The sequence below is a fragment of the uncultured Virgibacillus sp. genome (genome assembly GCF_947495635.1).
In the GTDB taxonomy this organism is placed as follows: Bacteria; Bacillota; Bacilli; order Bacillales; family Amphibacillaceae; genus Virgibacillus; species Virgibacillus salarius.
The window spans coordinates 24,106-50,690 of the sequence record NZ_CANMAB010000017.1 but is presented as its reverse complement, the minus strand read 5'-3'; the positions used below and the strand labels follow the sequence as shown (position 1 = coordinate 50,690).

At 36.2% G+C, this 26,585-nt stretch carries 27 protein-coding genes; 25 read left to right on the top strand and 2 right to left on the bottom strand.

The window, feature by feature from the left end; translation table 11 throughout:
- Positions 1–402: 402 nt before the first annotated feature.
- The gene (locus Q1A47_RS06055; RefSeq protein ID WP_166530082.1) at positions 403–1,281 is read left to right on the top strand and encodes a superoxide dismutase; all 879 of its coding nucleotides are present in this window, start codon (positions 403–405) and stop codon (positions 1,279–1,281) included.
- Between the two features lie 189 nt (positions 1,282–1,470).
- Here Q1A47_RS06055 and Q1A47_RS06050 read toward each other — a convergent pair whose 3' ends face one another.
- Positions 1,471–1,632, bottom strand: coding sequence for a hypothetical protein (locus Q1A47_RS06050; protein WP_166530083.1), 162 nt, complete (start codon positions 1,630–1,632; stop codon positions 1,471–1,473).
- A 62-nt stretch (positions 1,633–1,694) separates the two neighbouring features.
- Between Q1A47_RS06050 and Q1A47_RS06045 the strand changes: the two genes are divergently transcribed.
- The 22 genes from Q1A47_RS06045 (at position 1,695) to Q1A47_RS05940 (ending at position 23,229) form a co-directional block, all read left to right on the top strand.
- A complete protein-coding gene (locus Q1A47_RS06045) occupies positions 1,695–1,853 on the top strand; it encodes a hypothetical protein (protein ID WP_205388518.1) in 159 nt (52 codons plus the stop codon).
- A 145-nt stretch (positions 1,854–1,998) separates the two neighbouring features.
- On the top strand, positions 1,999–3,111 hold the full coding sequence (locus Q1A47_RS06040; protein ID WP_026681056.1) for a D-alanyl-D-alanine carboxypeptidase family protein: 1,113 nt from the start codon (positions 1,999–2,001) through the stop codon (positions 3,109–3,111).
- Positions 3,105–3,689: a nucleoside recognition domain-containing protein gene (locus tag Q1A47_RS06035; protein WP_026681055.1), complete on the top strand. Its 585-nt coding sequence runs from the start codon at positions 3,105–3,107 to the stop codon at positions 3,687–3,689. The genes Q1A47_RS06040 and Q1A47_RS06035 overlap by 7 nt, the downstream gene beginning before the upstream one ends.
- Positions 3,690–3,692: 3 nt before the next feature.
- Positions 3,693–4,223, top strand: a complete 531-nt coding sequence (locus Q1A47_RS06030) for a spore maturation protein (RefSeq protein ID WP_026681054.1) — start codon at positions 3,693–3,695, stop codon at positions 4,221–4,223.
- 72 nt (positions 4,224–4,295) lie between these two features.
- Entirely contained in the window at positions 4,296–5,039 is a 744-nt protein-coding gene (locus tag Q1A47_RS06025) for a pseudouridine synthase (protein ID WP_166530084.1), read from the top strand.
- Positions 5,040–5,091: 52 nt separating this feature from the next.
- A complete protein-coding gene (gene resA, locus Q1A47_RS06020) occupies positions 5,092–5,664 on the top strand; it encodes a thiol-disulfide oxidoreductase ResA (RefSeq protein WP_026681052.1) in 573 nt (190 codons plus the stop codon).
- Between the two features lie 31 nt (positions 5,665–5,695).
- Positions 5,696–7,339, top strand: a complete 1,644-nt coding sequence (locus Q1A47_RS06015) for a cytochrome c biogenesis protein ResB (protein ID WP_166530085.1) — start codon at positions 5,696–5,698, stop codon at positions 7,337–7,339.
- A 25-nt stretch (positions 7,340–7,364) separates the two neighbouring features.
- Positions 7,365–8,555: a c-type cytochrome biogenesis protein CcsB gene (ccsB, locus tag Q1A47_RS06010; RefSeq protein ID WP_166530086.1), complete on the top strand. Its 1,191-nt coding sequence runs from the start codon at positions 7,365–7,367 to the stop codon at positions 8,553–8,555.
- 120 nt (positions 8,556–8,675) lie between these two features.
- The gene (locus Q1A47_RS06005) at positions 8,676–9,389 is read left to right on the top strand and encodes a response regulator transcription factor (protein ID WP_026681049.1); all 714 of its coding nucleotides are present in this window, start codon (positions 8,676–8,678) and stop codon (positions 9,387–9,389) included.
- 2 nt (positions 9,390–9,391) lie between these two features.
- A complete protein-coding gene (locus Q1A47_RS06000) occupies positions 9,392–11,158 on the top strand; it encodes an ATP-binding protein (RefSeq protein ID WP_026681048.1) in 1,767 nt (588 codons plus the stop codon).
- 50 nt (positions 11,159–11,208) lie between these two features.
- On the top strand, positions 11,209–11,649 hold the full coding sequence (locus Q1A47_RS05995) for a DUF4430 domain-containing protein (protein ID WP_121605081.1): 441 nt from the start codon (positions 11,209–11,211) through the stop codon (positions 11,647–11,649).
- Between the two features lie 5 nt (positions 11,650–11,654).
- On the top strand, positions 11,655–12,173 hold the full coding sequence (locus Q1A47_RS05990) for an ECF transporter S component (RefSeq protein ID WP_166530087.1): 519 nt from the start codon (positions 11,655–11,657) through the stop codon (positions 12,171–12,173).
- 338 nt (positions 12,174–12,511) lie between these two features.
- Positions 12,512–13,045 carry an RNA polymerase sigma factor SigX gene (gene sigX, locus Q1A47_RS05985; RefSeq protein ID WP_026681045.1) on the top strand — a complete coding sequence of 178 codons (534 nt, stop codon included), beginning with the start codon at positions 12,512–12,514 and terminating at the stop codon, positions 13,043–13,045.
- Complete coding sequence (locus Q1A47_RS05980) at positions 13,042–14,199, top strand: hypothetical protein (RefSeq protein WP_166530088.1); 1,158 nt, start codon at positions 13,042–13,044, stop codon at positions 14,197–14,199. The genes sigX and Q1A47_RS05980 overlap by 4 nt, the downstream gene beginning before the upstream one ends.
- 492 nt (positions 14,200–14,691) lie before the next feature.
- On the top strand, positions 14,692–15,759 hold the full coding sequence (locus Q1A47_RS05975) for a helix-turn-helix domain-containing protein (RefSeq protein ID WP_166530089.1): 1,068 nt from the start codon (positions 14,692–14,694) through the stop codon (positions 15,757–15,759).
- Positions 15,752–17,308: an ATP-dependent DNA helicase RecQ gene (locus tag Q1A47_RS05970; RefSeq protein WP_026681042.1), complete on the top strand. Its 1,557-nt coding sequence runs from the start codon at positions 15,752–15,754 to the stop codon at positions 17,306–17,308. Before Q1A47_RS05975 ends, Q1A47_RS05970 begins: the two co-directional genes overlap by 8 nt.
- Positions 17,295–17,882, top strand: coding sequence for a CPBP family intramembrane glutamic endopeptidase (locus tag Q1A47_RS05965; RefSeq protein ID WP_026681041.1), 588 nt, complete (start codon positions 17,295–17,297; stop codon positions 17,880–17,882). Before Q1A47_RS05970 ends, Q1A47_RS05965 begins: the two co-directional genes overlap by 14 nt.
- On the top strand, positions 17,879–18,214 hold the full coding sequence (locus Q1A47_RS05960; RefSeq protein WP_026681040.1) for a hypothetical protein: 336 nt from the start codon (positions 17,879–17,881) through the stop codon (positions 18,212–18,214). The genes Q1A47_RS05965 and Q1A47_RS05960 overlap by 4 nt, the downstream gene beginning before the upstream one ends.
- 864 nt (positions 18,215–19,078) lie before the next feature.
- Complete coding sequence (locus Q1A47_RS05955) at positions 19,079–19,798, top strand: metallophosphoesterase (RefSeq protein ID WP_205388520.1); 720 nt, start codon at positions 19,079–19,081, stop codon at positions 19,796–19,798.
- 162 nt (positions 19,799–19,960) lie between these two features.
- The gene (locus Q1A47_RS05950) at positions 19,961–20,539 is read left to right on the top strand and encodes a genetic competence negative regulator (RefSeq protein ID WP_026681038.1); all 579 of its coding nucleotides are present in this window, start codon (positions 19,961–19,963) and stop codon (positions 20,537–20,539) included.
- A gap of 322 nt (positions 20,540–20,861) precedes the next feature.
- The gene (locus Q1A47_RS05945) at positions 20,862–22,142 is read left to right on the top strand and encodes a Glu/Leu/Phe/Val dehydrogenase (protein WP_026681037.1); all 1,281 of its coding nucleotides are present in this window, start codon (positions 20,862–20,864) and stop codon (positions 22,140–22,142) included.
- A 124-nt stretch (positions 22,143–22,266) separates the two neighbouring features.
- Positions 22,267–23,229, top strand: a complete 963-nt coding sequence (locus tag Q1A47_RS05940; protein WP_026681036.1) for a YpdA family putative bacillithiol disulfide reductase — start codon at positions 22,267–22,269, stop codon at positions 23,227–23,229.
- 302 nt (positions 23,230–23,531) lie between these two features.
- On the opposite strand, the gene Q1A47_RS05935 is transcribed toward Q1A47_RS05940, so the two are convergent.
- Positions 23,532–24,503, bottom strand: coding sequence for an asparaginase (locus Q1A47_RS05935; protein WP_026681035.1), 972 nt, complete (start codon positions 24,501–24,503; stop codon positions 23,532–23,534).
- A gap of 86 nt (positions 24,504–24,589) precedes the next feature.
- Between Q1A47_RS05935 and prsW the strand changes: the two genes are divergently transcribed.
- Both prsW and sleB read left to right on the top strand, forming a co-directional pair.
- Positions 24,590–25,300: a glutamic-type intramembrane protease PrsW gene (gene prsW / locus Q1A47_RS05930; RefSeq protein WP_051388308.1), complete on the top strand. Its 711-nt coding sequence runs from the start codon at positions 24,590–24,592 to the stop codon at positions 25,298–25,300.
- 465 nt (positions 25,301–25,765) lie between these two features.
- A complete protein-coding gene (gene sleB / locus Q1A47_RS05925) occupies positions 25,766–26,578 on the top strand; it encodes a spore cortex-lytic enzyme (RefSeq protein ID WP_026681034.1) in 813 nt (270 codons plus the stop codon).
- Positions 26,579–26,585: the final 7 nt, after the last annotated feature.

The window sequence follows — 26,585 nt, the reverse complement described above, 5'->3', positions numbered from 1 at the left end:
GATATCATTTTCTTGTAATTTCATTTCAAAATCTAAAGGCAAAACGACTTGATTCATGGTATAATGTTTAAACATAAAGGATACCTCTTTTCTAAGTTTTTGTGTAGTTACTTTAACTTTATCAGAAGGTATCCCTTTTGCGTACATAAATCTCAAAAAAAGTGGTACTCACCAAATTATTGGCGAGTACCACTTTTAATTTTACTGGGTTTTGTCCCAGCCCCTAGAGAAAGCGTAAATCTGAGCATGTAGTGATAAGGACTGAGCGAATTTTGCTCCGTTTTTCTTATGCGGTGAAGCAGAATGTCGAACGATTAAAAACCATTCTAATAAGTAATCTGTCCTCTTTACCTATATGCACAGACAGAGCAAATGGGCATATGGTACATAGAGGTGGTTAATATGGATAATACAGTACATCAATATTTAAATGATCTTATGGATTGGGGAAATGACATAAGTCGGGGGTTAGATGAATCTCTATCGCAAGACAAAAATGAACAAATATTGGAACGCTTAAGAAGTTGGCAATCTACCATTCTTCACTTAAAGGAATCGGAACAATTCATCAGTCAACATGACTTAACAGCAATAAATGCAGAAGGAGAGCGGATTTTGTTTGATATCAAACATTCGAAACAAATAAACAATAGAAATAAGGGAATTCCATATGGACAACGGAAACTTCCGGCTCTGCCATATGCATACAATGCGCTCGAACCTTACATTAGTGAAGAAATAATGCGATTACATCATGACAAGCATCATCAAGGTTATGTCGATGGATTAAATAAAGCGGAGAAAGAACTATATATTAAAAAGCCAGATGCTAAATTTATGAAATATTGGCTTAGGGAACAAGCTTTTCATGGATCAGGACACCAACTGCATACCATTTTTTGGTTCAATATGACTCCCAATTCAACAAAGCGGCCAGAAGGTGAATTATCGCAAAAATTGAACAACGATTTTGGCACATGGGAGCAATTTAAATCGTTGTTTACCAAAACTGCAACCTCCGTTGAAGGAGATGGTTGGGCTCTTCTATATTGGAACCCGAGGAACGGAAAGCTAGGGGTTCAGTCCTTTGAAAAACATCAATTCTTTCAAATTGCTGATATCATCCCCTTATTAGTATTAGATATGTGGGAACATGCTTATTACTTGCAATATAAAACCGACAAAAAAGCATATATCGAGAATTGGTGGAATGTTGTCAATTGGAATAATGTAAATAATAGGTATAAAAAAGCCAAAAGTCTAATGTGGAACTTATTCTAATTGATGTGCAGTATCTATAAATTACAAAAGTAGGTTATAAACTGCTGTTCCTTTAATGAACAATTGGCATAGGTATTTTGTTAATGCATTTGAGGGCGTTCTTAGCTGTGCGAGGAAGTTGAAGCCATGCCCGCGGAAAGTGAAGTATTTTGGATGGAGTGATGATAGAACTTCTTTGAAGTAAACAGATTAAAAAATAAAGTACTTTTGTCCATGCCTCAATGTGTTAGGCTTTTTTTGAACTGTTAAAGGATCTCCATTACTAAAGGTTCGATATGAAATGCTTCCATTAGCTTTCATGCATACAGACGTCCCATTTGCTTTTCTATATATATCTAATTCTTCACTCATGTAAATCCTTCCCACGCTCTATAAATTCACATCGCATATTCAATAAAGAGAAACTTCCATCCGTGGGGGATTTGTTTATCGCCTACGGATGGTTAGTACCACAAGAGTATGACCTAAAGGTCCTTGAACCAATCGGACATTTACTGGCAGTGGACTCCACACTTTCCCATATTGCTTTTCCTTTATTACTTGAAGTAGGGGTCTTACTGCCAGTTATATGAGGGATAAATCCTAAAAACCAGTAAAGAACAATAATGTAAGTCAATCATAATAGAATATCTAACGCGAAACTGTTTCTTTTAATCATATCTCAATTGTACATGCATAAACTGTATAGACAACACCACCGTAGGAGGAAACCTGCTTATGCGCATTGTAACAGTTGGTATAATAGTACTTATTATCTTGCTATTTTTCCCTTCCATTGGACAAGCAAAGCCGGAAATATCTGGTCAAAATGCGATATTAATGGAGCAATCTACTGGTAGAGTATTATTTGAAAAGAATGCTCATGATCCAGAATCGATTGCGAGTATTACGAAAATTATGACCGCGATTATTGCAATTGAATCAGGGAAAATGCAAGAGAAGGCAAAGACAAGCCGAAAAGCAATATACACGGAGGGCTCCTCGATTTATTTAGAGCAGGGAGAAAAAATGACAATTAACGATCTGGTTTATGGGCTTATGCTTCGATCAGGGAATGATGCAGCTGTTGCTATAAGTGAGCATATTGGCGGGAGTGAAGAGGGGTTTGTTTATCTCATGAACGAAAAAGCGAAATGGCTTGGGATGAATCATACACACTTCGATAACCCTCATGGTCTTGATTCGGATAGCCATTATTCTTCTGCATACGATATGGCAATCTTAATGAGCTACGCAATGAAAAATAAAACGTTTAGAAAAATTACAGGTGCCCAATCGTATTTGTCAGAAAATCGAACATACAGCTGGCAAAATAAAAATAAATTATTAACGCAATATTATGATTATTGCACTGGTGGAAAAACAGGCTATACCAAAAAAACGGGAAGAACACTCGTATCTTCCGCTGAAAAGGATGGAATGAGCCTTATAGCTGTAACATTAGATGCTCCAGATGATTGGCGTGATCATATCCAGATGTTTGAATGGGGGTTTACGAATTATGATATGGAAAAAATTGCAGAGGAGAAATCTATATCCTTTAAGTTAAATGAAAGTTCCAAAGTAATGTCCGGTTATATGCAGGATGATATTGCGTACCCCCTAACCGATAAAGAAAAAGCGAAAGTAACAAATCAATTGTATATAGTAAAGGATGCATCGGAAATAACCAGTGAACGAATCGGTAAAAATGTATTCTACTTAGATGGCAAAGAAATTGCCGAAACGGATGTATTACGAAATGAACAAAAATTAGAACAGCGGAAAACTATTTTTGAGTCATTTATATCGTTGCTTCAACAAGTAGTTGGTGTTGGTGTCAAATGGTAAATGTGATTTGGGCTGCTATGGCACTAGTTGGAATTTTCTACGCCATGCTAAATGGAACAATGGACAAGGTTAACGAGGCAATTTTCGAAAGTGCAAATGAAGCCGTAACATTGTCCATTGGGCTAATAAGTGTGCTTGTATTTTGGTTAGGTATTATGAAAATTGCTGAAGAAGCAGGTATTCTAAGTATCCTTGCAAGGCTCTTTCGTCCAATAGTCGTCCGGTTATTTCCGGATATCCCCAAAGATCATCCAGCTATTGGTTATATACTTTCTAATTTTACTGCCAATATATTTGGTTTAGGAAATGCAGCTACTCCTATGGGAATAAAAGCAATGGAGCAAATGAAACAATTAAGTGGAGATGATACTGCTTCACGATCGATGATTACATTTCTGGCCTTAAATACATCTAGCCTCACGTTAATACCAACTACGGTAATTGCTATTCGAATGCAGTACAATTCCGTTTCTCCTACAGAAATTGTAGGGGCAACGATATTAGCTACATTGGTTTCTTCTTTAAGTGCCATAGTAATTGATCGTATTTTTCATTATAAGAGCAAGTGGAGGACATAAGTGATGGAATTAATAACGACAGTGAGCGCCTGGTTAATCCCTTGTTTTATCGCAATTGTTTTGGTTACAGCTACGTTTAAGAAAGTTCCCTCATATGAATTATTTGTTGAAGGAGGAAAGGAAGGAGTCAAAATGGCATTTTCCTTACTTCCTTTTTTAGTTGGTATGATTGTGTCAATATCCATACTTCGTAGCTCTGGTGCACTAGAAGCTTTTATTCAGTTGATATCCCCCTTGTTAACGATGGTTGGGATACCACCCGATATCATTCCCCTAGCTTTAGTAAGACCCATATCAGGTACTGCTGCACTGGGAATGACAACAGAATTAATTGATACACACGGCCCCGATTCATTTATTGGTAGGTTAGCATCAACGATGCAGGGCAGTACGGATACAACACTATATATTTTAACAATATATTTTGGTGCTATTGGAATTAAAAAGATGCGATATGCGTTGAAAGTTGGACTATTAGCTGATTTAATTGGTATAATAGCATCAATCGTTATTGTATCCATATTATTTGGATAAGACTTAAGAGTGGCGTTAACTTCTTGTTAACGCTATTATAATGGTTGAAAATATATAGGTAATGGTGATAAAATGTCAAATTCCAAAGAACGTTTACAAAAAGTAATTGCACAAAGCGGTATAACCTCAAGGCGTAAAGCTGAACAGTTAATACAAGAAGGAAAAGTTAAGGTGAATCAAAAAGTAGTGACGAAGCTTGGAACAAAAGTAACTGCAAATGATGAAATAGAGGTAGATGGTATGCCGTTGGAAAAAGAAGCTCCAGTTTATTTTATGTTATACAAGCCAAGAGGAGTAATATCCAGCTTACAAGATGATAAAGGAAGAAAAGTGGTAACCGATTTACTTGGTGAAGTAGACGAGCGTGTTTTTCCAATTGGAAGATTAGATTATGATACATCTGGAATACTGATACTAACGAATGATGGTGAATTTGCTAATCTTCTAATGCACCCACGTTATGAGGTTGACAAAGTATATATAGCAAAAGTCAAAGGTACTCCAGAGAAATCGGAATTAGCTCAATTAAGAAAAGGAGTACGCTCAGATGGTGATCTATTGAAGGCAATCCAGTATCGCGTACTATCTACCGACAGGAAAAATAATTATATGATTTTGCAACTAACCTTACGTGAAGGCAAAAATAGACATGTACGCAGAATGATGGATGGGTTAGGATACCCTGTATTAAAGCTAAAGAGGGAAAATTATGGGCTTTTAACCTTGGATGGATTAAAACCAGGGGAATATCGCCCATTAACCCCTAAGGAAGTAAAGCAAATGCGTAATTTGGCAACAAAAAATGTTGAAGAATAGTCAAAAAATAATAGCAAGCAAAATGATATAATGACTCTGGGAGTTGATTCGTTTGAGTCTTGAAGAAATGAAAAAAAAGAAGAAGAGCAAAAAGCGAAACCGCTTAATTTTTAGGTCTGTTATTTTAGCAATATTAGTAGCTGCTGTTGTTTTTGCTGTGATATCAAATCTAAAAGAGGATAAGATTATCTATAAAGTAGGGGACGATGCACCTGATTTCCAGTTGCAGCAAATTAATAAAAACAACGAGACTGAAACGATTCGGTTAAGTGACCTAGAAGGAAAAGGTGTAATGCTTAATTTTTGGGGTACGTGGTGTGAACCTTGTAAAGCCGAAATGCCCTATATGCAGAAATTGTACCCTAAATACAAAGAGAAGGGAGTAGAGATTGTAGCAGTCAGTCTAGATTCGACAAAATTGGTTGTCGATCGATTTATAGAAGAGTATGATTTAACTTTCCCTATTCCTTTTGATAAAAGTGGACAAGTAAGGGACTTGTATAAAGTAGGTCCGATTCCTAGTACTGTATTCATTAATCCAGAAGGAAAGATTGAAGAAGTAGTGAACGGTGCTTTAACATTAGATCGATTAGAAGGATACCTTCAGGAAATAGAGCCGAAATAGCAACAGAGTCTATAATTATGGAGAGATTTAAATGAAAAAAATTAAATGTGAATGCGGTCATGTAAATCCAGAAGGTACTGTGCTTTGCGAGGCATGTGGTAAACCAATAGAAGGAAACCAACACATAGACGGCAATGATAAGAAAAAATTACTTAACATGCGTTATGATGGTACCGCGCGCAGATCACAAACATACAATAAATCGATAGTGGATAAGATATGGAGCTTTTTCTCTTCGGTGAAGGTAGGGGTTTGGCTAATTGTTATTGCTTTAGTAGCATCGGCGATTGGCTCCATATTTCCGCAAGAAATGTACATACCTCAAAATGCAGTTTCACGTGATCCCGCTATTTTTTATGAAGAGCGCTATGGCATTTTTGGATTAATATTCTATCAACTTGGTTTTCATAATCTATACAGCTCATGGTGGTATATGATTTTAATCGCTTTGATTGGTGTATCACTCGTAATCTGTAGTCTCGATCGGTTCGTGCCATTGTTTAAAGCACTTCGAAAACAACGGGCGAAACGGCATGAGACTTTTCTAAGCAGGCAACGGCTATTTAGTGAAACAGAAACTGTATCTTCTGAAGACTGGGCTGCCCTTAAAAAAGGCTTAAAGAAACAACGCTATAAAATGACAGAAGAAGATGGACATCTTCTCGCGGAAAAGGGGAGATTTTCGAGATGGGGTCCGTATGTTAATCATATCGGTTTAATCATTATTTTACTTGCAGCCTTGCTACGAACAACTCCGCTTTTTTATATGGATGAATATGTATGGATACGTGAGGGCGAACAGCTCGTGCTGCCAGGGACAGATCAAGAATATTATATAAAGAATAAAGATTTTATCATTGAAAATCATGATCCGAATGATACACGCTTTAAAGAGGCAATCTCCAAAGAGGGGGGAGAAGTACCTAGTAATTACCAAACTGACGTCATTATTTATAAGGCAAAGCAACCAGAAGTAACTGGGGCAGAACCTGAATTAGAAAAAATTATCGAGGACGACATTCGCATGAATAAGCCTGTTAAATTTGATGGCTATGCTGTTTATCAATCAGGCTATCAATTAAACGAATTTACTAGTATGTCGTTTAAGGTGCATAAAACAGATGATCCTGATGAAAAGGCTCTGGGCTCGTTTACTATTGATTTAACTTCCCCTAAGTCGGAATACAAGCTAGAAAATGGCTTTCGAGTAGAAATTAATAAATACTATCCAGATTATTATTTGGATGATGATGGTGTACCAGCCTCAGAAACGAATTATCCTAGAAATCCAGCGTTTGTTATGCTAGTACATCCTCCAAACGGGGAAGAGCCAGAAATTAGCTTCTTAGGGATTGGTAAAAATATTGATGCAACAGGTGAAAATGATTACAACGTAGGAATTACTGATTTTGAAATGCATGATGTGAGTGGGTTAAGTGTTAGGCGTGATTACTCATTACCGTATTTCATGGTTGGGGCAGTAATTTTTATGATCGGAGTTATACAAGGAATGTATTGGCAGCATCGGAGAATCTGGATTCGTCCTAAAGATGGTGGAATATTACTAGCTGCACATACGAACAAAAATTGGCATGGAGTAAAAAAAGATATAGAAAAGGTAATTGCAGGTACGAAAGTAAAAATGGTTTCAGATCAGCAAGAACTGGATGAATAGCTAATAAGCTATAAGGAGGGTTTATATGAGTAATAATTTCATTGAATTAAGCAGTACGCTGCTTTATACTGCTTTTTTCCTTTACTTAATAGCAACGGTGTTTTTCTCTTTTACAATTGGGAGTAAACGGAAATCAGATGGAAAGGCAGCAAGAATAGGAATTACTTTAGCAATAATTGGCTTTTTAGCACAGGTGTCATACTTTATCACAAGATGGATGGGTAGTGGACATGCTCCTGTTAGTAACTTATTCGAATTCATGACGTTCTTTGGTATGGCAATTGTGTTAGGGTTTATCATTATTTATTTTATTTACAAACTTCCTGTACTGGGCTTGTTTGCTCTACCAGTAGCACTAATTATCATCGCGTATGCGAGTATGTTCCCAACCGAGGTATCGCCTCTTATTCCATCACTGCAAAGTCATTGGTTATATATACATGTAACAACTGTGTCACTTGCACAGGGAATATTAACGATCAGCTTTGTTGCGGGATTAATTTATTTAATAAGACAAATTGATCAAACCAAACTTACAAGAAGATCATTTTCATTAGAAGTTATTCTTTATTCATTAATACTCTTTGTAGGATTTATACTAGCTTCGACCCTATTTAGTGTGATGAATTACAATGTTTCATTTGAACAACCTACTACTGGTAATAATGTTGTTGAAGTAGAATATCATATGCCGGCGATAGCTAGTCCGAATGATAGTACATTAATTACAAAAGATGTCATGAACCCGTGGTTTGAGACACCGGAATGGATGCATGGAGCTGATGCAGGTAGAAAATTAAACACGCTTATTTGGTCATTCATCTTCGGTACAGGTCTCTATCTTTTATTATTTCTTGTTTTCAGAAAAAGGATTGGTGCGGTAATCCAACCGTTACTTAAAAATGCAAGACCAGATCTACTTGACGAGATATGTTATCGAGCGGTCGCAATTGGCTTCCCAGCTTTCACTTTAGGTGGACTAATCTTTGCGGCAATCTGGGCAGAAGAAGCTTGGGGTAGATTCTGGGGCTGGGATCCGAAAGAGGTTTGGGCTCTCATTACTTGGTTCTTCTATGCAGCGTTTTTACATCTACGATTATCAAGAGGATGGCATGGAGAAAAATCCGCTTGGTTAGCAGCGGTTGGGTTTGCAATCATTATGTTTAATTTAATTGTTGTAAACCTTGTACTTGCAGGGCTACACTCTTATGCATAACATGAAATGATAGCAAGGCATCATTATACTTCTAGTGATGCCTTGTTTTTTCTTATACTTTTTGAACATCTTCGTTTATACTCATAATAGAATAGGTAACGTTAAGGGGGATCAACTAGCATGGATATAGAAGCTAAAGTTTTGATAGTAGATGATGAAGAAAGAATTCGACGATTATTACGTATGTATATGGAGCGTGATGGTTTTACTGTGGAAGAAGCAGAAAATGGAACGGATGCATTAGAGCTCGCATTAAATAATGACTATGATGTTATTCTGTTGGATATCATGATGCCAGAAATGGATGGAATCGAAGTCTGCCAGGAGCTAAGGAAAGAAAAAGACACACCTGTTATTATGCTGACGGCAAAAGGGGAAGAAGCTAATCGTGTCCAAGGATTTGAAATAGGTGTTGATGATTATATTGTTAAACCGTTTAGTCCACGTGAAGTGGTATTACGTGTGAAAGCAATCCTTCGTAGGGTGACCAGTTCATCGTTTAATGAAACAGAATCTGCGACAAAAAATATTATGGTCTTCCCACACATTACGATTGATCATGATGCACATCGAGTAACTGCTGACGGAAAAGAAGTAAGTCTAACTCCAAAAGAATATGAGTTATTGTGTTTTTTAGCTAAATCTCCTGATAAAGTATTTAATCGTGAACATTTGCTAAAGGAAGTATGGCAATATGAATTCTTTGGAGATTTACGGACAGTTGATACCCATGTTAAACGATTAAGAGAGAAGCTGAATCATGTTTCTAAAGAGGCAGCAAAAATGATCGTGACAGTATGGGGTGTAGGCTATAAATTTGAGGTGGATGAATAATAATGTTTTGGCGAAGTGTTGTTGGTAAACTAGCAATAACCATCCTATTGCTAGTTTCTTTTGTATTGTTTATTTTGACTATTTTACTATTACAATTTTTTGAGGATTTTCATATTCAGGAAGCAGAGCAAGATATGCACCAAACAGCAACGAAGGTATCTGTACTTGTTCAATCCCAACAAAAGTCCAATGTTATGGAGACGACCGAACGTGTAAAAGACCCAGCGAGCAGAGTTGCTATCGTTTTTGAAGATGGGGAACTATGGGTGTCGAATAGTGAAGATAAAAATCTGTTAAAATTACAAAAAGAGTGGATTGAAAGCGAAGAAGACTTATCAGAAGTTTTAACCACGAATAGGCAAGTAAGAAAACAACTCTTTCTACCAGGGAATCAAATGGAAGCTATGATTGTTGGAATTCCTATAGAAAACCAAGAGGGTGCAGTTTTTGTATATCAATCGTTAGATGTAATTGATCAAACGAAAGCAGAGACGACAAAAAGAATATTTCTTGCAGCAGGAATTGCAATTGTTTTGACTACTATTTTTGCCTTTTTCTTATCGACGAGAATAACTTCCCCGTTAATCAAGATGCGTGAAGCAGCATTTGATTTAACTAGAGGAGAATTTAATACAAAGGTCCCAATACTAACACATGATGAAATTGGAGAACTAGCGTTAGCATTTAATCGTATGGGCAGACAATTGAAATTCCATTTAAATGCATTACGGCAAGAGAAAGAACAATTATCAAGTATCGTAAGTTCTATGGCAGATGGTGTTATTACACTAAACCGTAGTGGAGATATGATTGTAACAAATTCACCTGCAGAACGATTTATCGAAGATTGGTATTATGAAAATAATATGCAAAATCAGCAAGAAGAACGAAAGCTTCCTAGCGAATTAAATGAGATTTTACAAGAAGTTATAGAGGGTGAAAAGGAAGCGATTCACGAGCTTAGTTTACAAGGTAGAAATTGGGTAATGGTAATGACCCCATTATATGATCAATCCTATGTAAGAGGAGCGGTTGCCGTGATTCGTGACATGACAGAAGAAAGAAGAATGGATAAACTTAGGGAGGACTTTATTGCTAATGTCTCACATGAATTACGTACGCCGATTTCGATGCTTCAGGGGTATAGTGAAGCCATTGTAGATGATATAGCTGAATCAAAAGAAGAAAAGAATGAGCTCGCACAAATCATTCATGAAGAGTCTTTACGTATGGGAAGACTAGTCAATGAATTATTGGATCTTGCCCGAATGGAGGCAGGTCATATTCACTTAAATTTAGAAACCGTAGAAGTAGAAAAATATGTAGAGAGAATCCTAAAGAAATTTAATGGATTAGCTTTAGATAATCAAATTACTCTCTCGCTAGATAAGCAGCTAAGTGAAGCATATGTACAAATTGATCCAGACAGAATTGAACAAGTTTTTACAAATCTCATTGATAATGCAATTCGTCATACAAGTGAACAGGGATTTGTTAAAGTAAAAGTTTCTAATGATGAACATGGACTTCAGGTTGAGATTGAAGATAGTGGTAGCGGAATTCCTGAAGAAGATTTACCTTTTGTTTTTGAACGTTTTTATAAAGCCGATAAATCAAGAACGAGAGATAAGAAGAAAAAAGGTACTGGCTTAGGCTTAGCCATTGCAAAGAATATTATTGATGCACATAATGGAATCATTAATGTGAATAGTAAAATAAATCAAGGTACAGCCTTTAGTTTTAAAATACCGAAAAACAAGGAAAGTTAAATTTATGTTATGATATGTTTGCAAATATGGAAGGAATGGGGAGGATAACAATGAAGCAATGGATGTTTCGGTTGATAGCTGTGTTTATGGTTGTTGTATTATTAGCTGGATGTGGTACTGAAGATTCAACAGATCAAGCTACACAGAAAGAAGCAAATAATACAACAGAAAATCAAGGGAGTAACACAGAGCAGTCTGAAGAAACAGTCCTAATAACCATTACAAAAGATCATGGTGAGGAATATATTCACGAAAAGGAGGTACCCATTGAAGAAGGTGATATCTTAATGGATGTCATGGAGGAGAACTTCTACATTGAAACAGAACAGAATGGTACGTTCATTACTTCAATTGAAAGGGTAGCTGCTAAAGAAGGAGAAAAGAAGGGCTGGATTTATACAGTTAATGGAGAAATGGCAAAGGTAGGTGCTGCTGAGTATGAACTAAAGCCTGATGATAAGGTCGTTTTTGATTTCCAAGCTTGGGAATGATGTAATTGAACCCATATAAATTAACCTTATTAGCGATTTTAGCAGCACTAGCTATTGTTGGGAGATACGCCTTCGTTTTTATCCCAAATGTACAGCCCGTTACGTCCATTATAATTATTACTGGTTTGATCTTGGGGCCGGGTGCTGCTGTAATACTATCGTTACTTATAACATTTGTTTCTAATATGCTGTTGGGTATGGGGATTTGGGTGATATGGCAAACCGTTGCTTGGGGGATTATCGGTTTAATAAGTGGAATTATCGGAAATGTTTTCACCCGCATATCTTTTCCTTTTATTGTATTTTTTTCAATTTTTTGTGGGTATTTTTATGGTTTGATTATTTCATTAACAAACTATCAGATAAGTGGGGAGTTTCGGGCTTACTATTTTAGTGGTCTTTTATTTGATACAAACCACGCAATTGGTAATGCCGTGTTTATGATGTTTTTTTATCCTTTTATTAGCTATTTAGTAAAGAAATATGCAGCAGATACATTTGCTAAGAAAAATGCTGACCGTTGAGTCAGTATTTTTTTATAGACTCGTAAATTATAAAATTAGCCCAAGTGGATAAAGATGGGCGTGTTGAGCCGCGTCCAGCTCCAGCGCCCAGAAGCTAGGTGACTTCACGAATCACCCTAATCTAAGTCATCATCGACTCGCCAGCACACCGTGATTCCTTTATCTCCGTTGACTCGCTCCAGTCGCTACGTTTCTCATCTGGCGCCTGTGCTTTTGTTCTCTTTAAAATTATGTCGTGTATCCTTGCACATATGCTCCTGTCAATTTATAGTTATAGATAATTGAATGTAACCTTTTTATTGGTTTAAGCGACTATTGAAGGTGAACGGGGGATCTTAATGGAGATCGTTTTTGAGGAATTGTATGAAAAGTATCATAAAGATTTATATCAGTTTGTTTTTTATATGGTAAAGGATAGGTTGACAACTGAAGATCTCGTTCAGGAAGTATATATTAAAGTACTAAAATCACACCATCATTTTAAAGGTGATAGTAGTGTTAGAACTTGGTTATTTTCTATTGCGAGACATGTAACCATTGACTATTTTCGGTCGCAAAACAGAAAAAGAAAACGAATACTTACGTTTTTTGATTGGACAACAAAAGGAGAAAAAATCGAGGATGTTCATCCATTGCCTGATGAAGTAGCGATTCAGAGTGAGGAACTGAAACAAATTTACAACTGTTTAGATCAATGTACAATTGATCAAAAGAGTGTCATTATTTTACGATACATGCAGTCATTTTCTATAAAGGAAACGGCGGAAATATTAAATTTTAGTGAAAGTAAAGTGAAAACAACCCAGCATCGTGCTTTAAAGGCATTGCGTACATATATAGAAAATCAAGATGAAGGAGGAGAACGTAGATGAATCACAATGATGATCGGGATAAACACTTAATTGAACAACTTAACCAATTACCTAAAATTGAAGATAAACGATCTAAAGAAGAGATTTATCAACGTATTTCCTCTGCGCAACATACTAAAAAGTCACATAAAATTTTTCCAGTACTTGGCCTTGTTACAGCAGTAGCTATCCTGTTTTTCATGATAGCTCCGTCGATCATGGATAGGAACCAGCAAGAGATGAGTGATAAATCCGTTAACGATGTAAAGCAATTTAATCAGGAAAGCAAAGAGGAAAGTGGTTTAGGCTTAGAAGGAGAGGAGCAAGACATGGCTGGTCAAGGAAATATATTGGAGAAACAAGATAGTTCAACTGTGAATAGCTCGTTAGTTGTTAATGAAACGGAATCTTCAGATCAACTCGTATATGCAGCTGTCGCAGAAAAACAAATGCAGTATATCATCCCTCTAACCTTCATTGTTCCTGACTCAAGTGTAAATGAGGCTTATAATCAATTGGATCAGTTGATAGCAACCACTAATCAAGACAACGACATCTATTTATTCCGGGATATCAAGTACCAATTTGATGAGGAGAATAATCAAGTTAGCTTAAATTTACCGAATGGCTTTTCACTTGGTAATGGTACAGCTACTACTGGAATGTTCCAGAGAATGTTAGCTGTAATGTTTCAGCCCTACCAAATAGAAAGGGTTAAATTTACTGGGAATTTAGATAACGTGGACTTTGGTGAGATGGGCCGAGTGAAGGAAATGTCGATAAAAGAAACGAAAACGTTTAGTTATAAATTATACGATCAAGCAGCACAAAAAAGGCTTATACAAGTACCGAATGAGGAACATGAAACAATTGTTGATGCGATTAATAAGCTAAAAACAAGTGAAGAATCGTATCATGTTGAGCGAACGATTCCTAAAGATATGCAATTCTCGATCCATTCAAATGATCAGTCTTTACGGTTGGAGTTTAGAAATGACTCTAGCTTGACAAATAATGAAGAAGGAATAACGATGATTGAATCAATATTAATGACAGCCAAGAGCTATGGATATGTGGAAGTGCAATTTGAAAATGCTTCTATAGAACGTGTAGGGGAATATGATTTAACAAAGCCAATTCCGGTACCTGTTGCCGCAAATCCAATAAAAAAATAAAGACACTGTCTTAAATCTTAAAAACCGATCGTGATAATTTTAACAGGTCGGTTTTCTTCTTTATTTGCATTTATTTGGATTACCTCCTATTTCATGACTTTTGGGACAGCCCTTTTTCTATGGTTTGGGTTGTTGTAAACTATATGTATAGTCTATCTACTGTAAAGAGTTTCTGTAAACAGAAGTTACGAAACGGTTGGATAGGTGAGATGTAGCTTAGTAAATATCTAATAGATGATGCTTGTAATGGAAGAATGCCACGATTCTCGCCATGTCCAACATAAGGGATACTTGCCTTATCATAATCATAGTCACAGGTGACTACTGTACCACAAGCAGTATATTTTCTCTATCTACTTTTGCAATGATTTATATCTCCTAGCTCTTTGAAGTATGCTATCTTTCTCCTGCAATAGTGTAAACTGGAAAATAAATAGTGTCATTACCTATAATGTTATCGTTTGAAGAATCGATTGAAAAAGGGGGAAAAAAATGATACTAGATGGGATCATTTTGACGAGCACCTCATATTTAAACAAAGAGCGATCCATATCAGCTATCTTTCACATTATAACAGGTAAAAAATCGATTCAGACTGTACAAGATATTCACATGTACCAATTAAAAAGTTTTTATGGTGTTTATCCCAGTTTGGATAAAGCGGTTTTCCAAAAACAAATACGTTATTTAATAAAGGAAGACTGTTTAAGGATATGTAATGAAGAAAAACAAATATATAAACTGACTCCTGTAGGAAGCAGGCGATTAAACGAGGTGGGAGAAAGCTCAACGTTAAAATTATTGAACGGTTTTCGTTTTGCCGGGTTAGAAAAAATTTATTTCGATAGGTTACGATTATTACTCCAAACATTGATAAATAGTAGGATGAGCAATTTTAACTTTATCCCTGTAATTGAAAATAAGGAAGTGGAAGTATGGGTGAAGTGGTACTATATAAAAATAAAGCCAACACGATCAAAGGTCTTACTACATTTCTATGAGGAATTAGAAATGTTGCTTAGCCGATTTCCTGATATTGTTGCCGAAATGTTTGTTGATCGGTTAACAGGGTATAAGAACTTTGGCAAAAGTGTTTATCAATTAGCACAGCAGTATGGTGTACAAAAAGATGAGATACAGCTCCAAATTACAGCTTACTTACACTATATATTGGAAACCGTTGAAAGAGAAAAAGATTGTTTCCCTTATCTGGCCAGTATAGCAGATGATTTATCAGCGAATACATCATTAACAAAGACAGCTCAAGCTACTTATCAATTACTGAAAAACGGAATGCCGGTGCAGAGGATAGCACGTATCAGAAATCTTAAAATAAATACGATTCAGGATCATATTGTGGAAATTGCCTTGTACGACGTTCATTTCCCTATAGAAAAGTACGTATCCCAAGCAGATCAACAAGAAATTATTAATGCTCATGTTGAAACTAATTCGTATAAATTAAGTGTAATTAAAGAACATGTTCCTAATCGTATCGATTATTTTCAAATTCGATTAGTATTAGCAGTTTTAAACCATGGAGTGAAAATAGGTGAATAATGTAGAAAATCAATTAAATTTAAGACATGAGTTGAAGAAGCATTTTGGATATGATGCTTTTCGTAAAGGACAACGTGAAATAATTGAAGATGTTATGCGGGGGGAGAATGTATTAGGCATATTACCAACTGGTTCTGGCAAATCGATCTGCTATCAGCTTCCAGCTAAACTGCTGGATGGAGTAACAATTGTAGTGTCACCTCTCATATCTTTAATGATTGATCAAGTAAAACATCTAAAGGCTATGAATTTTAAGCAGGTAGTTGCTATTAACAGTTTTATGAATAGGTCTGAACGGTATACTGTATGGAATCAACTACATACATATAAATTAATTTACCTATCTCCTGAACTATTGCAACAGGATAAGCTACAAAGGAAGCTTCGTCAGCTGCAAATCAGCTTATTTGTTATCGATGAAGCGCATTGTATATCGCAATGGGGACATGAATTTAGACCAGATTATTTAAAGTTAAGTCAGAGTATAGAAAGTTATGGAAATCCACCAGTATTAGCTTTGAGTGCTACCGCCACACCAAAAGTGCAAGAAGATATTATTGAAGCATTAGGTAGAAAAGGAACGATTAAACATGTTCATGACATGGATCGAGACAATATTGCGTTTTATATCCAGCATGTAAATGATGATAGCGAAAAACTAGATACGATGGCTCGTTTATTCAAGAGATACCGAGTTCCAACACTAATCTACTTTTCCAGTAGAAGAGTGGCTGAAGACGTAGCACATGAGCTATCTAATAAGCTTTCCTATCAAATAGCTGTTTATCATGGTGGAATGGAACAGCATGATCGAGTTACCATTCAACAGCAATTTATGAACAATCAATTAGATATTGTTTGCTGCACTAGTGCATTTGGAATGGGGATAAACAAGTCTAACATACGTTTGGTTATTCATTACCACATGCCTCCACAAATGGAAGCATTCATTCAAGAGGTGGGAAGAGCAGGGAGAGATGGTGAGCAAAGTATAAGTTTACTATTATTCTCCATAAAAGACATTCACTTGCCGAAGAATATAATAAAGAAAGAATTGCCATTGGAATCCGATATCACTTCTGTATTTAAACGACTATTCACGTTATTTTCATCAAATCAAAGCTTACCAGAACAGATGGACGAACGAGCGGGGATTTTTCAAATGAATGAAGTACAGTGGCGATTTATGCAGTATCAATTAGAAAAACATGGTATTATTAAAAAAAATCGTATTTTTTATGATCAACGTAATTGGCAGCGTGCTTTGCACAAAATAATTGAACATCGTAACAGTCGTACACATTTAAAAGAACAGAAGCTAACAAAAATGATTCATTGGATTCAGCAAAAAGCGTGTTTTCGCAAGCATTTATACCAAGAGTTCCAGACATCTTATGCAACCCCGACTTCTCTATGTTGTAGCAATTGTGGATTTTCTTGGGATGAATGGAATCCGGTACAGACGACAATCAAACGTACAGAACCAAAAACATGGAGAGAAAAATTACAGGAAAAGCTTTTACATGGAGATATACATGAAACAACGTGAACAATTGATATTACAGATGGAAGATAAATCGTTACGGAAGCACCTAGTTATATCGCAGCTTCTATTACTTCTTATTGCTTTTATTGGAAGTGTCTTCGTATTCGATCCTATTGAAGAGCAATGGCGTGAATTATTTAGCTGGGATTTTTCAGAAATCGTTTTTTATGGGGTATTATCTGGTTTATTAATTGCTGGAATTGAAATTATACTAATCGTCATCCTTCCTACAACGTATTATGATGATGGTGGTATTAATTACAAACTATTCCATAAGCAGCCCATTTTCTTTATTTTTTTTATAGCATTGCTAGTAGCTATAGCGGAGGAATTGCTTTTTCGCGGTTTGCTGCAAACCACCTTTGGTTACATAAGTGCAAGCATTATTTTTGCAGTCGTTCACATTAGATACCTAAAAAAACCTGTACTTCTTATCTCCGTAGTCATTGTTAGCTTTTATCTTGGGTATCTGTTCTATGTAACCGAAAATTTAATAGTAACCATTGTTACTCATTTTCTAATAGATAGTTTACTGGGGTTATTTATACGTTTTAAAAGTGAGGTGTGGAAACAATGAGCCAGCAATTAAGCAAACAAGAAGATCAGGCGGAAGAATTAAGGAAATTATTAAATGAAGTAGAAAGTATTAAAGATCCTGAAATGAATAAATCTATAGAATCAGAAGAAGTACAGCTTGAACAAAGGGAAGTAGATATCCTTAATTTACCTCCCCGCAAAGAAGTTCACGGAAATAAAAAGCAGCATACACATATAAAAATAAGTTTACCATTCAGACGATTTATTTTAATTATATTCCTATTAATCATAATCCTAATTGGGGTATACTATCTATTTGGGGGAGATATACCACAGCTCATGAATAATGTCATGGATAGCACCATTAACTAAGAAAGTGAAACTTCCATCCGTGGGATTTTGTATTTTCCACGGATGGTAAGTAGAACCAATCGGACATTTACTGGCAGTTGCCCCCTCACTAACCCATCCTTGGTTTCACTTAAATGTTTGAAGAGGGATCTTACTGCCAGTTATATGCGGGATAAAGTGAAACTTCCATCCGTGGGGTTTTATTTTTCCCTACGGATGGTAAGTAGAACCAATCGGACATTTACTGGCAGTTGTCTCCTCATGACCCATCCTTGGTTTCACTTAAATGCTTGAAGAGGGGGCTTACTGCCAGTTATATGCGGGATAAAGTGAAACTTCCATCCGTGGGATTTTGTATTTTCCACGGATGGTAAGTAGAACCAATCGGACATTTACTGGCAGTTGCCCCCTCACTAACCCATCCTTGGTTTCACTTAAATGTTTGAAGAGGGTGCTTACTGCCAGTTATATGCGGGATAAAGTGAAACTTCCATCCGTGGGGGGTTTTATTTTTCCCTACGGATGGTAAGTAGAACCAATCGGACATTTACTGGCAGTTGCCTCCTCATAACCCATCCTTGGTTTCACTTAAATGTTTGAAGAGGGGCTTACAGCCAGTTATATGCGGGATAAAGTGAAACTTCCATCCGTGGGGTTTTATTTTTCCCTACGGATGGTAAGTAGAACCAATCGGACATTTACTGGCAGTTGCCCCCTCACTAACCCATCCTTGGTTTCACTTAAATGTTTGAAGAGGGTGCTTACTGCCAGTTATATGCGGGATAAAACAGGTTGATCTTTTAGCTAACGGTAAACGTAAAGGGGTATGAGAGATTGGCTATTCTTGGGATAATTATTTGTGCGGGTTTGGTTCTTGTTTTTAGAATGATCTTTTTAGCACATCACGATAGATTGCTGTATCACCATGTAACAGATAAGCAAATTCCAGACCAATTCACTAATTTTCGTATCTTTTTTATATCTGACATTCATCGTCGAAGAATAAATAAAAAAACGATTGAGAAAATAAAAGAACCTATTGATATTATCATTATTGGTGGAGACATTACAGAAAAATTTGTACCATTGCAGCGAACAATAAAAAATATTAGGCGTTTAAAAAAATGGCAACAACCTATTTATTTCATTTGGGGAAATAACGATTATGAAGCACAACCAGATCGATTAGAACGAATGCTTAGACAAGAAAATGTAATCATTTTAACGAATTCGAATGATACCATAATTCGGGGTAATCGAACAATTAGCATACTTGGACTAGATTGTTTTACATATGGAGAGCCGAGATTAGATTTGGCGATGCAGGGCGCGCAGGGAAGCTTTATGATTCTACTCACCCATGATCCTGAGGCCTTCTACCTCTTATCTGATCAAGAGTTACAATCAATTGATATTGCGTTAGCGGGGCATACACATGGAGGACAAATTCGAATAATGGGAGTTGGACCATATGAACGCGGAGGCTTAGATAAATATAAAAATACGAAGATATTAATTAGTGAAGGATATGGTTATTCATCATTACCTTTTCGATTAGGAACCAATTCTCAATGTCATGTGATTACATTTGAAAAATTAACGTAAAAGTGACGTTGTCAAGTTCAAGAATAACTCCATTAGCATATAGTGTATAAAAGAACTACAATAGAATGATTATATTGTATTGTGCAGCTTAGTAACGTATGTTATAAATAGCATGGAGTTATGTTTGTAAATGAAAATACAGCTCATAAAGGAGGATGCTATATGCGTATTGAACGAGTGTCCGATAATCAGTTTACAATTTTTTTGACATTTGATGATTTAATTGAACGAGGATTTACGAAAGAGGATTTATGGTATGATGCATCAGGTGTCCGAAATTTATTTAGTGATATGATGTATGAAGCAAGCTCGGAGCTGGGTTTTGAACTTGAAGGCATGCTACTGGTACAAGTGCATTTAATGCAGGCGCAAGGGATGCATGTAATTGTAACTCAAAATATCGAAACCCTGCATTGGGATGATGATTTCATTGAGATGAAAGTTACGTTAGATGAAAGTAAAGAGCTACTTTTCTCATTTTTAGATTTCGAAGATGTCATACATGTTTCTAATAATTTGTCCGCACTATCCATAGAAGGCGGCCAAGTTTATCATATGGATAGCACATATTATATGCTACTTCAAGATGATGATTTAGAGAATCATAACCGTGAAGATATTATAGCTGTCATGTCAGAATATGCCTATCCAAGTATTATAACGTCACATCGCTTAAAAGAGTATGGTAAGATAATTTTTCCATCTCATGCGGTCGAACAAATTAGAGCTAAATTTAAATAAATTGATATGAAGGAAAATATACCCACAAAGAAGTGGAAGAAAAAAGTGCTTTTAATCTTTAATGTGCTACTTAATTAGATCAAAAATATATACCGAAGCTTTTACAGTAATTTACAGCTAAAATAGAGAGCTTCGGCAATTATTTTTTGAAAAAGTAAAGCGTTTTCTTTTATTTTGCATAAGAATAATCAGTCAATTCCGACAAGAGGATAATTATTATAAAAAATGAAGTGATTTTATTGCATATTTGTAGTGAAGGTGTATACTAATCTCTGAGTACAGCTATTACTAAATATTTATAGATATTCTAGGAGGTAAATTCATGGTAGCCGATAACGCAGCAGACTCTACCAAAGACACGAATAAGAAAATGGATGTATTAAGTTCAACACGAACTGTTGTAAAAACTGCATTGGAGAAATTGGGTTACCCTGATGAAGTTTTTGAGTTGTTAAAAGACCCGATCAGAATGATGACAGTAAGAATTCCAGTTCGTATGGATGATGGGTCAATTAAGGTTTTTACTGGGTATCGTGCACAGCATAATGATGCAGTAGGCCCTACAAAGGGCGGGGTAAGATTCCACCCGGATGTAACAGAAAAAGAAGTGAAGGCATTATCTATATGGATGAGTTTAAAAGCAGGTATTGTAGACTTACCATATGGAGGAGGAAAAGGTGGAATTATTTGTGATCCCCGTGAAATGTCCTTCCGTGAGTTAGAAGGATTAAGTCGAGGATATGTACGAGCTATCAGTCAAATTGTAGGTCCTACAAAAGATATTCCTGCTCCAGATGTTTTTACAAATTCTCAGATTATGGCATGGATGATGGATGAATATAGCCGTATTGATGAATTTAATAGTCCTGGGTTTATAACTGGTAAACCAATTGTTCTCGGAGGTTCACACGGTAGGGAATCTGCAACTGCGAAAGGTGTTACAATTTGTATTAACGAAGCTGCAAAGAAAAAAGGAATAGATGTTAAGGGAGCAAGAGTAGTAGTTCAAGGATTTGGGAATGCGGGAAGCTTTCTTTCTAAATTTTTGCATGATGCTGGTGCGAAAGTTGTAGGTATATCCGATGCATATGGAGCTCTTTATGATCCAGAAGGACTTGATATTGATTACCTGCTGGATAGAAGAGACAGTTTTGGAACGGTTACCAAATTATTTAATAATACAATTTCAAATAAAGATCTATTAGAGCTTGATTGTGATATCCTAGTACCAGCTGCTGTTGAAAATCAAATTACTGGAGAGAATGCTGATAAGATCAAAGCAAGCATTGTAGTTGAAGCTGCAAATGGACCTACCACAATGGAAGGTACACGAATACTGAGTGAACGAGGCATATTGTTAGTACCCGATGTATTAGCTTCTGCAGGTGGTGTAACTGTTTCTTATTTTGAATGGGTTCAAAATAATCAAGGTTATTATTGGACAGAAGAAGAAATTGATAAGAAACTTCATGAAATTATGGTTAAATCTTTTAACTCTATCTATAATACAGCTGAGACGAGACGAGTAGATATGCGTTTAGCTGCATATATGATTGGTGTTCGAAAAATGGCTGAGGCTTCGAGATTCCGCGGCTGGGTATAAAAAAGAAAACCATGAGTAGATGATTAATGACGGAAAACTCTTATCCAAGTAAGTAAGGTAAGAGTTTTTCTCATTATTCGTGAATATTCTCGTGGAATTCTAGTTAGAAGGAAGTGTTTTATTCATGCAACAAGAAAAAGTTATTATCGTAGGTGCTGGACCTTGTGGTATGTCCTGTGCTATTGAACTTCAAAAATTTGGATATCGTCCACTAGTAATTGAAAAAGAAAATATCGTCAATGCTATCTATAATTTCCCAACGCATCAAACCTTTTTTAGCTCAAGTGAAAAGCTAGAAATAGGCGATGTAGCTTTCATTACCGAAAAGCACAAACCAGTCCGCAATCAAGCATTAGCTTATTATCGCTCTGTTGCGGAGCGTAAGCAATTACGTATAAATACATTTGAAGAGGTAACCTCCGTTAAGAAAACGAATAATGGATTTCATGTGAGAACCGAAAAACAAGAGTATGAAGCAGATAATGTTGTAATTGCTACTGGTTATTATGGTCAACCAAATATGATGGGCATTCCAGGTGAAGAGTTGGATAAGGTGATGCATTATTTCAAGGAAGGTCATCCTTATTTTAGAAAGCGTGTAGTAGTGATCGGTGGAAAGAACTCAGCCGTAGATGCAGCACTTGAATTGCATAAAGCAGGTGCAGAAGTAACCGTTATATATAGAGGTAGTAATTATTCGGAGAGTATTAAGCCCTGGATTTTGCCAGAATTTGATTCACTTGTTCGAAAAGAAGAAGTGAATATGATCTTTAATGGTAAGGTTTGTAACGTAACTGAGGAAGCGATTGTATATGAAGTGGATGGGGAAACTAAAACTATCCCGAATGATTATGTTTTTGCAATGACAGGATATCGACCTGATATTTCTTTACTTACTTCTATGGGAGTAGAAATAGATAAAGATTCAGGGATGCCGAGGTTTAATGAAAGAAATTATGAAACTAATATACCCGGTATTTATATAGCTGGCGTAGTTGCAGCAGGATTTAATAATAATAAAATCTTTATTGAAAATGGACGTTTCCATGGAGAAGCAATTGCAAAATCAATCCACAGCAAAAGTTGAGGATGGGAACAACATCAATGCTCGCCTCTCTATAGACGAACAAGAACAGGAAAGAAATTATAAAATAATGGCACTGTGTGTAAGTTGAAGGACGCTGCTCAACACGCCCCTTTTATCCACATGGGCAAATTTTATCATTTCCTAGACTACCATAAAATAGCTTTGAGTAGAAAAAGCCGAATGGATTGGTACGCCCCCAGAAATTAGTGTGAAAAGTCTAACTTCTGGGGTAACTACCTCTTCGTTCGGCTTTGGGTTATTATGTTCTGTTCCGACAATGTAGGTTCCTGACTTGTAGAAAGCTAAAATTCATTTTCAAAGATATATTGTAATTCAGCCATATTCTTAGTTGTTTCTAGTGCAATGAGTAATTTAATTCTAGCCTTTGGACCAGTCAAGCCATTCGCGAAGATAACTCCCATATCCTTTAATTGTCTTCCGCCGCCATCGTATCCGTATGTAGCCTGTACAACACCTTGGTAGCATCGAGATACTAAAATTACAGGTATATGTTGCTGGACCATTTGCTGTATTGGTACAATTGTTTCTTTTGGAAGATTTCCTTGCCCTAATGCCTCGATTACAATACCGTCTGGATTTATTTTATGAATAGCCTCAAGGATTGTTGCGTCCATACCAGCATAAGCTTTTAATAAAAAAACCTGTTTCTCAATTTGGTTAATTGGATAAGCATATCGTTTAATGACGGTGTGATGAAAAATAATAGAGTCTTTAGTAATTATTCCAAGCGGCCCATATTGTGGGCTTTGGAAGGTAGCTACATTACTAGTTGAAGTCTTCGTCACATTTTTAGCCGTATGAATTTCATCATTCATAACTACTAACACGCCCTTGTTAGACGCCTGATCGGATACAGCAACTCTAACTGAACTAATTAGATTGTATAGAGCATCTGAACCAATTTCATTACTTGAACGCATTGCACCAGTTATTATTATTGGTTTATCAGTATCGAGTAAAAGATCAATAAAATAGGCAGTCTCCTCCAATGTATCTGTTCCATGTGTAATTACAATACCATCATAGAACGGTAGCATCTCTTCTGTTATTTTGGCTAATTGTAACATATGCTTCGGTGTTACTTGTGGTGAGGGTAATGAAAGCTCAATACGCTCATCGATATTTGCATATGCTTTTAAGTGGTGGGTTAAATCTGTTAGTGGATGCTGGCTAGTTGTATTTACTGCACCTGTCTCTTTATTTTCAACCATTGAGATGGTCCCGCCAGTATGGAGGATAAGTATTTTCTTCATTTTAATCACCTGCTATAATTTTCTATTTTCATTCACTATACTTAATGATACGATTATTGTATTGGAAGTGAAAGAGGTTAAAAGCTATGTTTTCAATTTTATCTGCTGGAATAGCACCAGCATTAGCTTTAATGTCATTTTTCTATTTAAAGGATCGTTATAGCGAACCCTTGCCATTAATTATTCGTACCTTTGTTCTAGGTATGTTACTTGTGTTTCCAATCATGTTTATTCAATATGTATTTCAATCTGAAGAGTTGATTACTAATAATTTTTTACAGTCTTTTTTTCTTGTTTCTTTATTAGAAGAGTTCTTTAAATGGTTTATTTTCATGTATGCTATATTTCATCATTCAGAATTCGATGCTCATTATGATGGAATTGTATATGCAGTAGCCATCAGTCTTGGCTTTGCGACGCTTGAAAATGTATTATATTTGTTTACAAATGGAATAAGCTATGCATTTACAAGAGCCTTATTTCCAGTTTCCTCTCATGCATTATTTGGAGTGATTATGGGTTATTATTTTGGGAAGGCGAAGCTTTACCCGTTACAAAAACCAAAAAATTTACTACTCGCATTTTTGTTTCCTTTTTTATTGCACGGCACCTATAATTATATTCTTGTCGAAGTCGCTAGTAATTGGGTAGTTTTGCTTGCCCCATTTATGATTATTCTATGGATTATAGGATTACGCAGAGTAAAATTAGCTAATGAACCAATGAATCACTATCTTTTAATAGATACAGATCATAAAGCATCTACAGTCGATGTACAAAATAGAAAAGAAGGCTAAGAATCCTCTTATACGTTAAGTAAAGAGGATTTTTTTAGTTTAGGAAAATATAAAATTATTCCACGTGGATAAATATGGGCGTGCTGAGCGCGTTCAGCTCCAGTTTCCTAGAAATTAGGCGACTTCACGAATCGCACCGATAAGTCATCATCTGCTCGCAAGAGCACCTTGATTCTTTTATCTCCATTGACTCGTTCTAGTCGCTATGTTTCGAATCGGGCGCTTGCGCTTTTGTTCTAATTATATCAGAATTCGATGTGTCTGTATTTCTTTGTATTAAATACAAGGCTCAGCTACTTTATAAAACGTCACGCGTTTTAAGTACAGTTATGCTACGTTTACTTGTGCTTCTCCTAATTTTATGCACTTCAAAGTCCGGTATTAGTCCAAGTGAACGATTCATGAATAAAAACATGATTTAGTCAAAAAATAGATAGACAATATGAGATAGCAGGAGGATAACAGATGAGGAATAAAAAACGACCGATTACATTATTTATTATATGTTTTTTATTTATTGGAATACAAGTATCACAACCAGATAAACCTGTCCATGCTTTCAGTTCACAAGTAATTCAGCACGGTGCAGTCGGTGATGACGTTATAGAATTGCAAGCTAGGTTACAATATTTAGGTTTTTATAATGGGAAAATTGATGGTGTTTTTGGCTGGGGAACATACTGGGCTTTACGGAATTTTCAATATGAATTTGGTATGGAAATTGATGGGCTTGCCGGTGCTGCTACAAAGGCAAAACTAGTAAAAGCCAGTGAATATGATGAGTCGTATGTCAAGCAACAAATTAATCAAGGAAAAGACTTTACCCATTATGGTGGAACAGATAAAAACCAGGATACTGGTGGAGGTGCTACTGGTGGTAATCAAGCCGATAGCAATACAGCTGTTAATGTGCCGCAGGGATATTCACAAAATGATATTCAATTAATGGCAAATGCTGTTTATGGTGAAGCAAGAGGGGAACCATATGTCGGACAAGTTGCAGTGGCAGCAGTAATTTTGAATAGGGTTGAAAGTCCTACTTTCCCTAATAATGTTTCTGGTGTAATTTTTGAGCCTCGAGCCTTTACTGCTGTTGCAGATGGACAAATTTGGTTAACACCAAATGAAACTGCAAGGAAAGCAGTGCTAGATGCGATAAACGGCTGGGATCCATCAGGGAATGCACAGTATTATTTTAATCCAGATACAGCAACATCGGCGTGGATATGGTCACGACCACAAATCAAGAAAATAGGAAAACATATATTTTGTAAATAGAAAGGGT

Excerpts from the sequence above, each read along its gene's own strand:
- Q1A47_RS06055 (WP_166530082.1), top strand. The coding sequence starts at position 403 with ATGGATAATACAGTACATCAATATTTAAATGATCTTATGGATTGGGGA.
- Q1A47_RS06005 (WP_026681049.1), top strand. The coding sequence starts at position 8,676 with ATGGATATAGAAGCTAAAGTTTTGATAGTAGATGATGAAGAAAGAATT.
- sleB (WP_026681034.1), top strand. The coding sequence starts at position 25,766 with ATGAGGAATAAAAAACGACCGATTACATTATTTATTATATGTTTTTTA.
- Q1A47_RS05955 (WP_205388520.1), top strand. The coding sequence starts at position 19,079 with ATGATCTTTTTAGCACATCACGATAGATTGCTGTATCACCATGTAACA.
- Q1A47_RS06015 (WP_166530085.1), top strand. The coding sequence starts at position 5,696 with ATGAAAAAAATTAAATGTGAATGCGGTCATGTAAATCCAGAAGGTACT.
- Q1A47_RS05995 (WP_121605081.1), top strand. The coding sequence starts at position 11,209 with ATGAAGCAATGGATGTTTCGGTTGATAGCTGTGTTTATGGTTGTTGTA.
- ccsB (WP_166530086.1), top strand. The coding sequence starts at position 7,365 with ATGAGTAATAATTTCATTGAATTAAGCAGTACGCTGCTTTATACTGCT.
- Q1A47_RS05975 (WP_166530089.1), top strand. The coding sequence starts at position 14,692 with ATGATACTAGATGGGATCATTTTGACGAGCACCTCATATTTAAACAAA.
- Q1A47_RS05960 (WP_026681040.1), top strand. The coding sequence starts at position 17,879 with ATGAGCCAGCAATTAAGCAAACAAGAAGATCAGGCGGAAGAATTAAGG.
- Q1A47_RS05945 (WP_026681037.1), top strand. The coding sequence starts at position 20,862 with ATGGTAGCCGATAACGCAGCAGACTCTACCAAAGACACGAATAAGAAA.
- Q1A47_RS05965 (WP_026681041.1), top strand. The coding sequence starts at position 17,295 with ATGAAACAACGTGAACAATTGATATTACAGATGGAAGATAAATCGTTA.
- prsW (WP_051388308.1), top strand. The coding sequence starts at position 24,590 with ATGTTTTCAATTTTATCTGCTGGAATAGCACCAGCATTAGCTTTAATG.
- Q1A47_RS06035 (WP_026681055.1), top strand. The coding sequence starts at position 3,105 with ATGGTAAATGTGATTTGGGCTGCTATGGCACTAGTTGGAATTTTCTAC.
- Q1A47_RS06030 (WP_026681054.1), top strand. The coding sequence starts at position 3,693 with ATGGAATTAATAACGACAGTGAGCGCCTGGTTAATCCCTTGTTTTATC.
- Q1A47_RS05980 (WP_166530088.1), top strand. The coding sequence starts at position 13,042 with ATGAATCACAATGATGATCGGGATAAACACTTAATTGAACAACTTAAC.
- Q1A47_RS06025 (WP_166530084.1), top strand. The coding sequence starts at position 4,296 with ATGTCAAATTCCAAAGAACGTTTACAAAAAGTAATTGCACAAAGCGGT.
- sigX (WP_026681045.1), top strand. The coding sequence starts at position 12,512 with ATGGAGATCGTTTTTGAGGAATTGTATGAAAAGTATCATAAAGATTTA.
- Q1A47_RS05940 (WP_026681036.1), top strand. The coding sequence starts at position 22,267 with ATGCAACAAGAAAAAGTTATTATCGTAGGTGCTGGACCTTGTGGTATG.
- Q1A47_RS06000 (WP_026681048.1), top strand. The coding sequence starts at position 9,392 with ATGTTTTGGCGAAGTGTTGTTGGTAAACTAGCAATAACCATCCTATTG.
- Q1A47_RS06050 (WP_166530083.1), bottom strand. The coding sequence starts at position 1,632 with ATGAGTGAAGAATTAGATATATATAGAAAAGCAAATGGGACGTCTGTA.
- Q1A47_RS05950 (WP_026681038.1), top strand. The coding sequence starts at position 19,961 with ATGCGTATTGAACGAGTGTCCGATAATCAGTTTACAATTTTTTTGACA.
- Q1A47_RS06040 (WP_026681056.1), top strand. The coding sequence starts at position 1,999 with ATGCGCATTGTAACAGTTGGTATAATAGTACTTATTATCTTGCTATTT.
- Q1A47_RS05935 (WP_026681035.1), bottom strand. The coding sequence starts at position 24,503 with ATGAAGAAAATACTTATCCTCCATACTGGCGGGACCATCTCAATGGTT.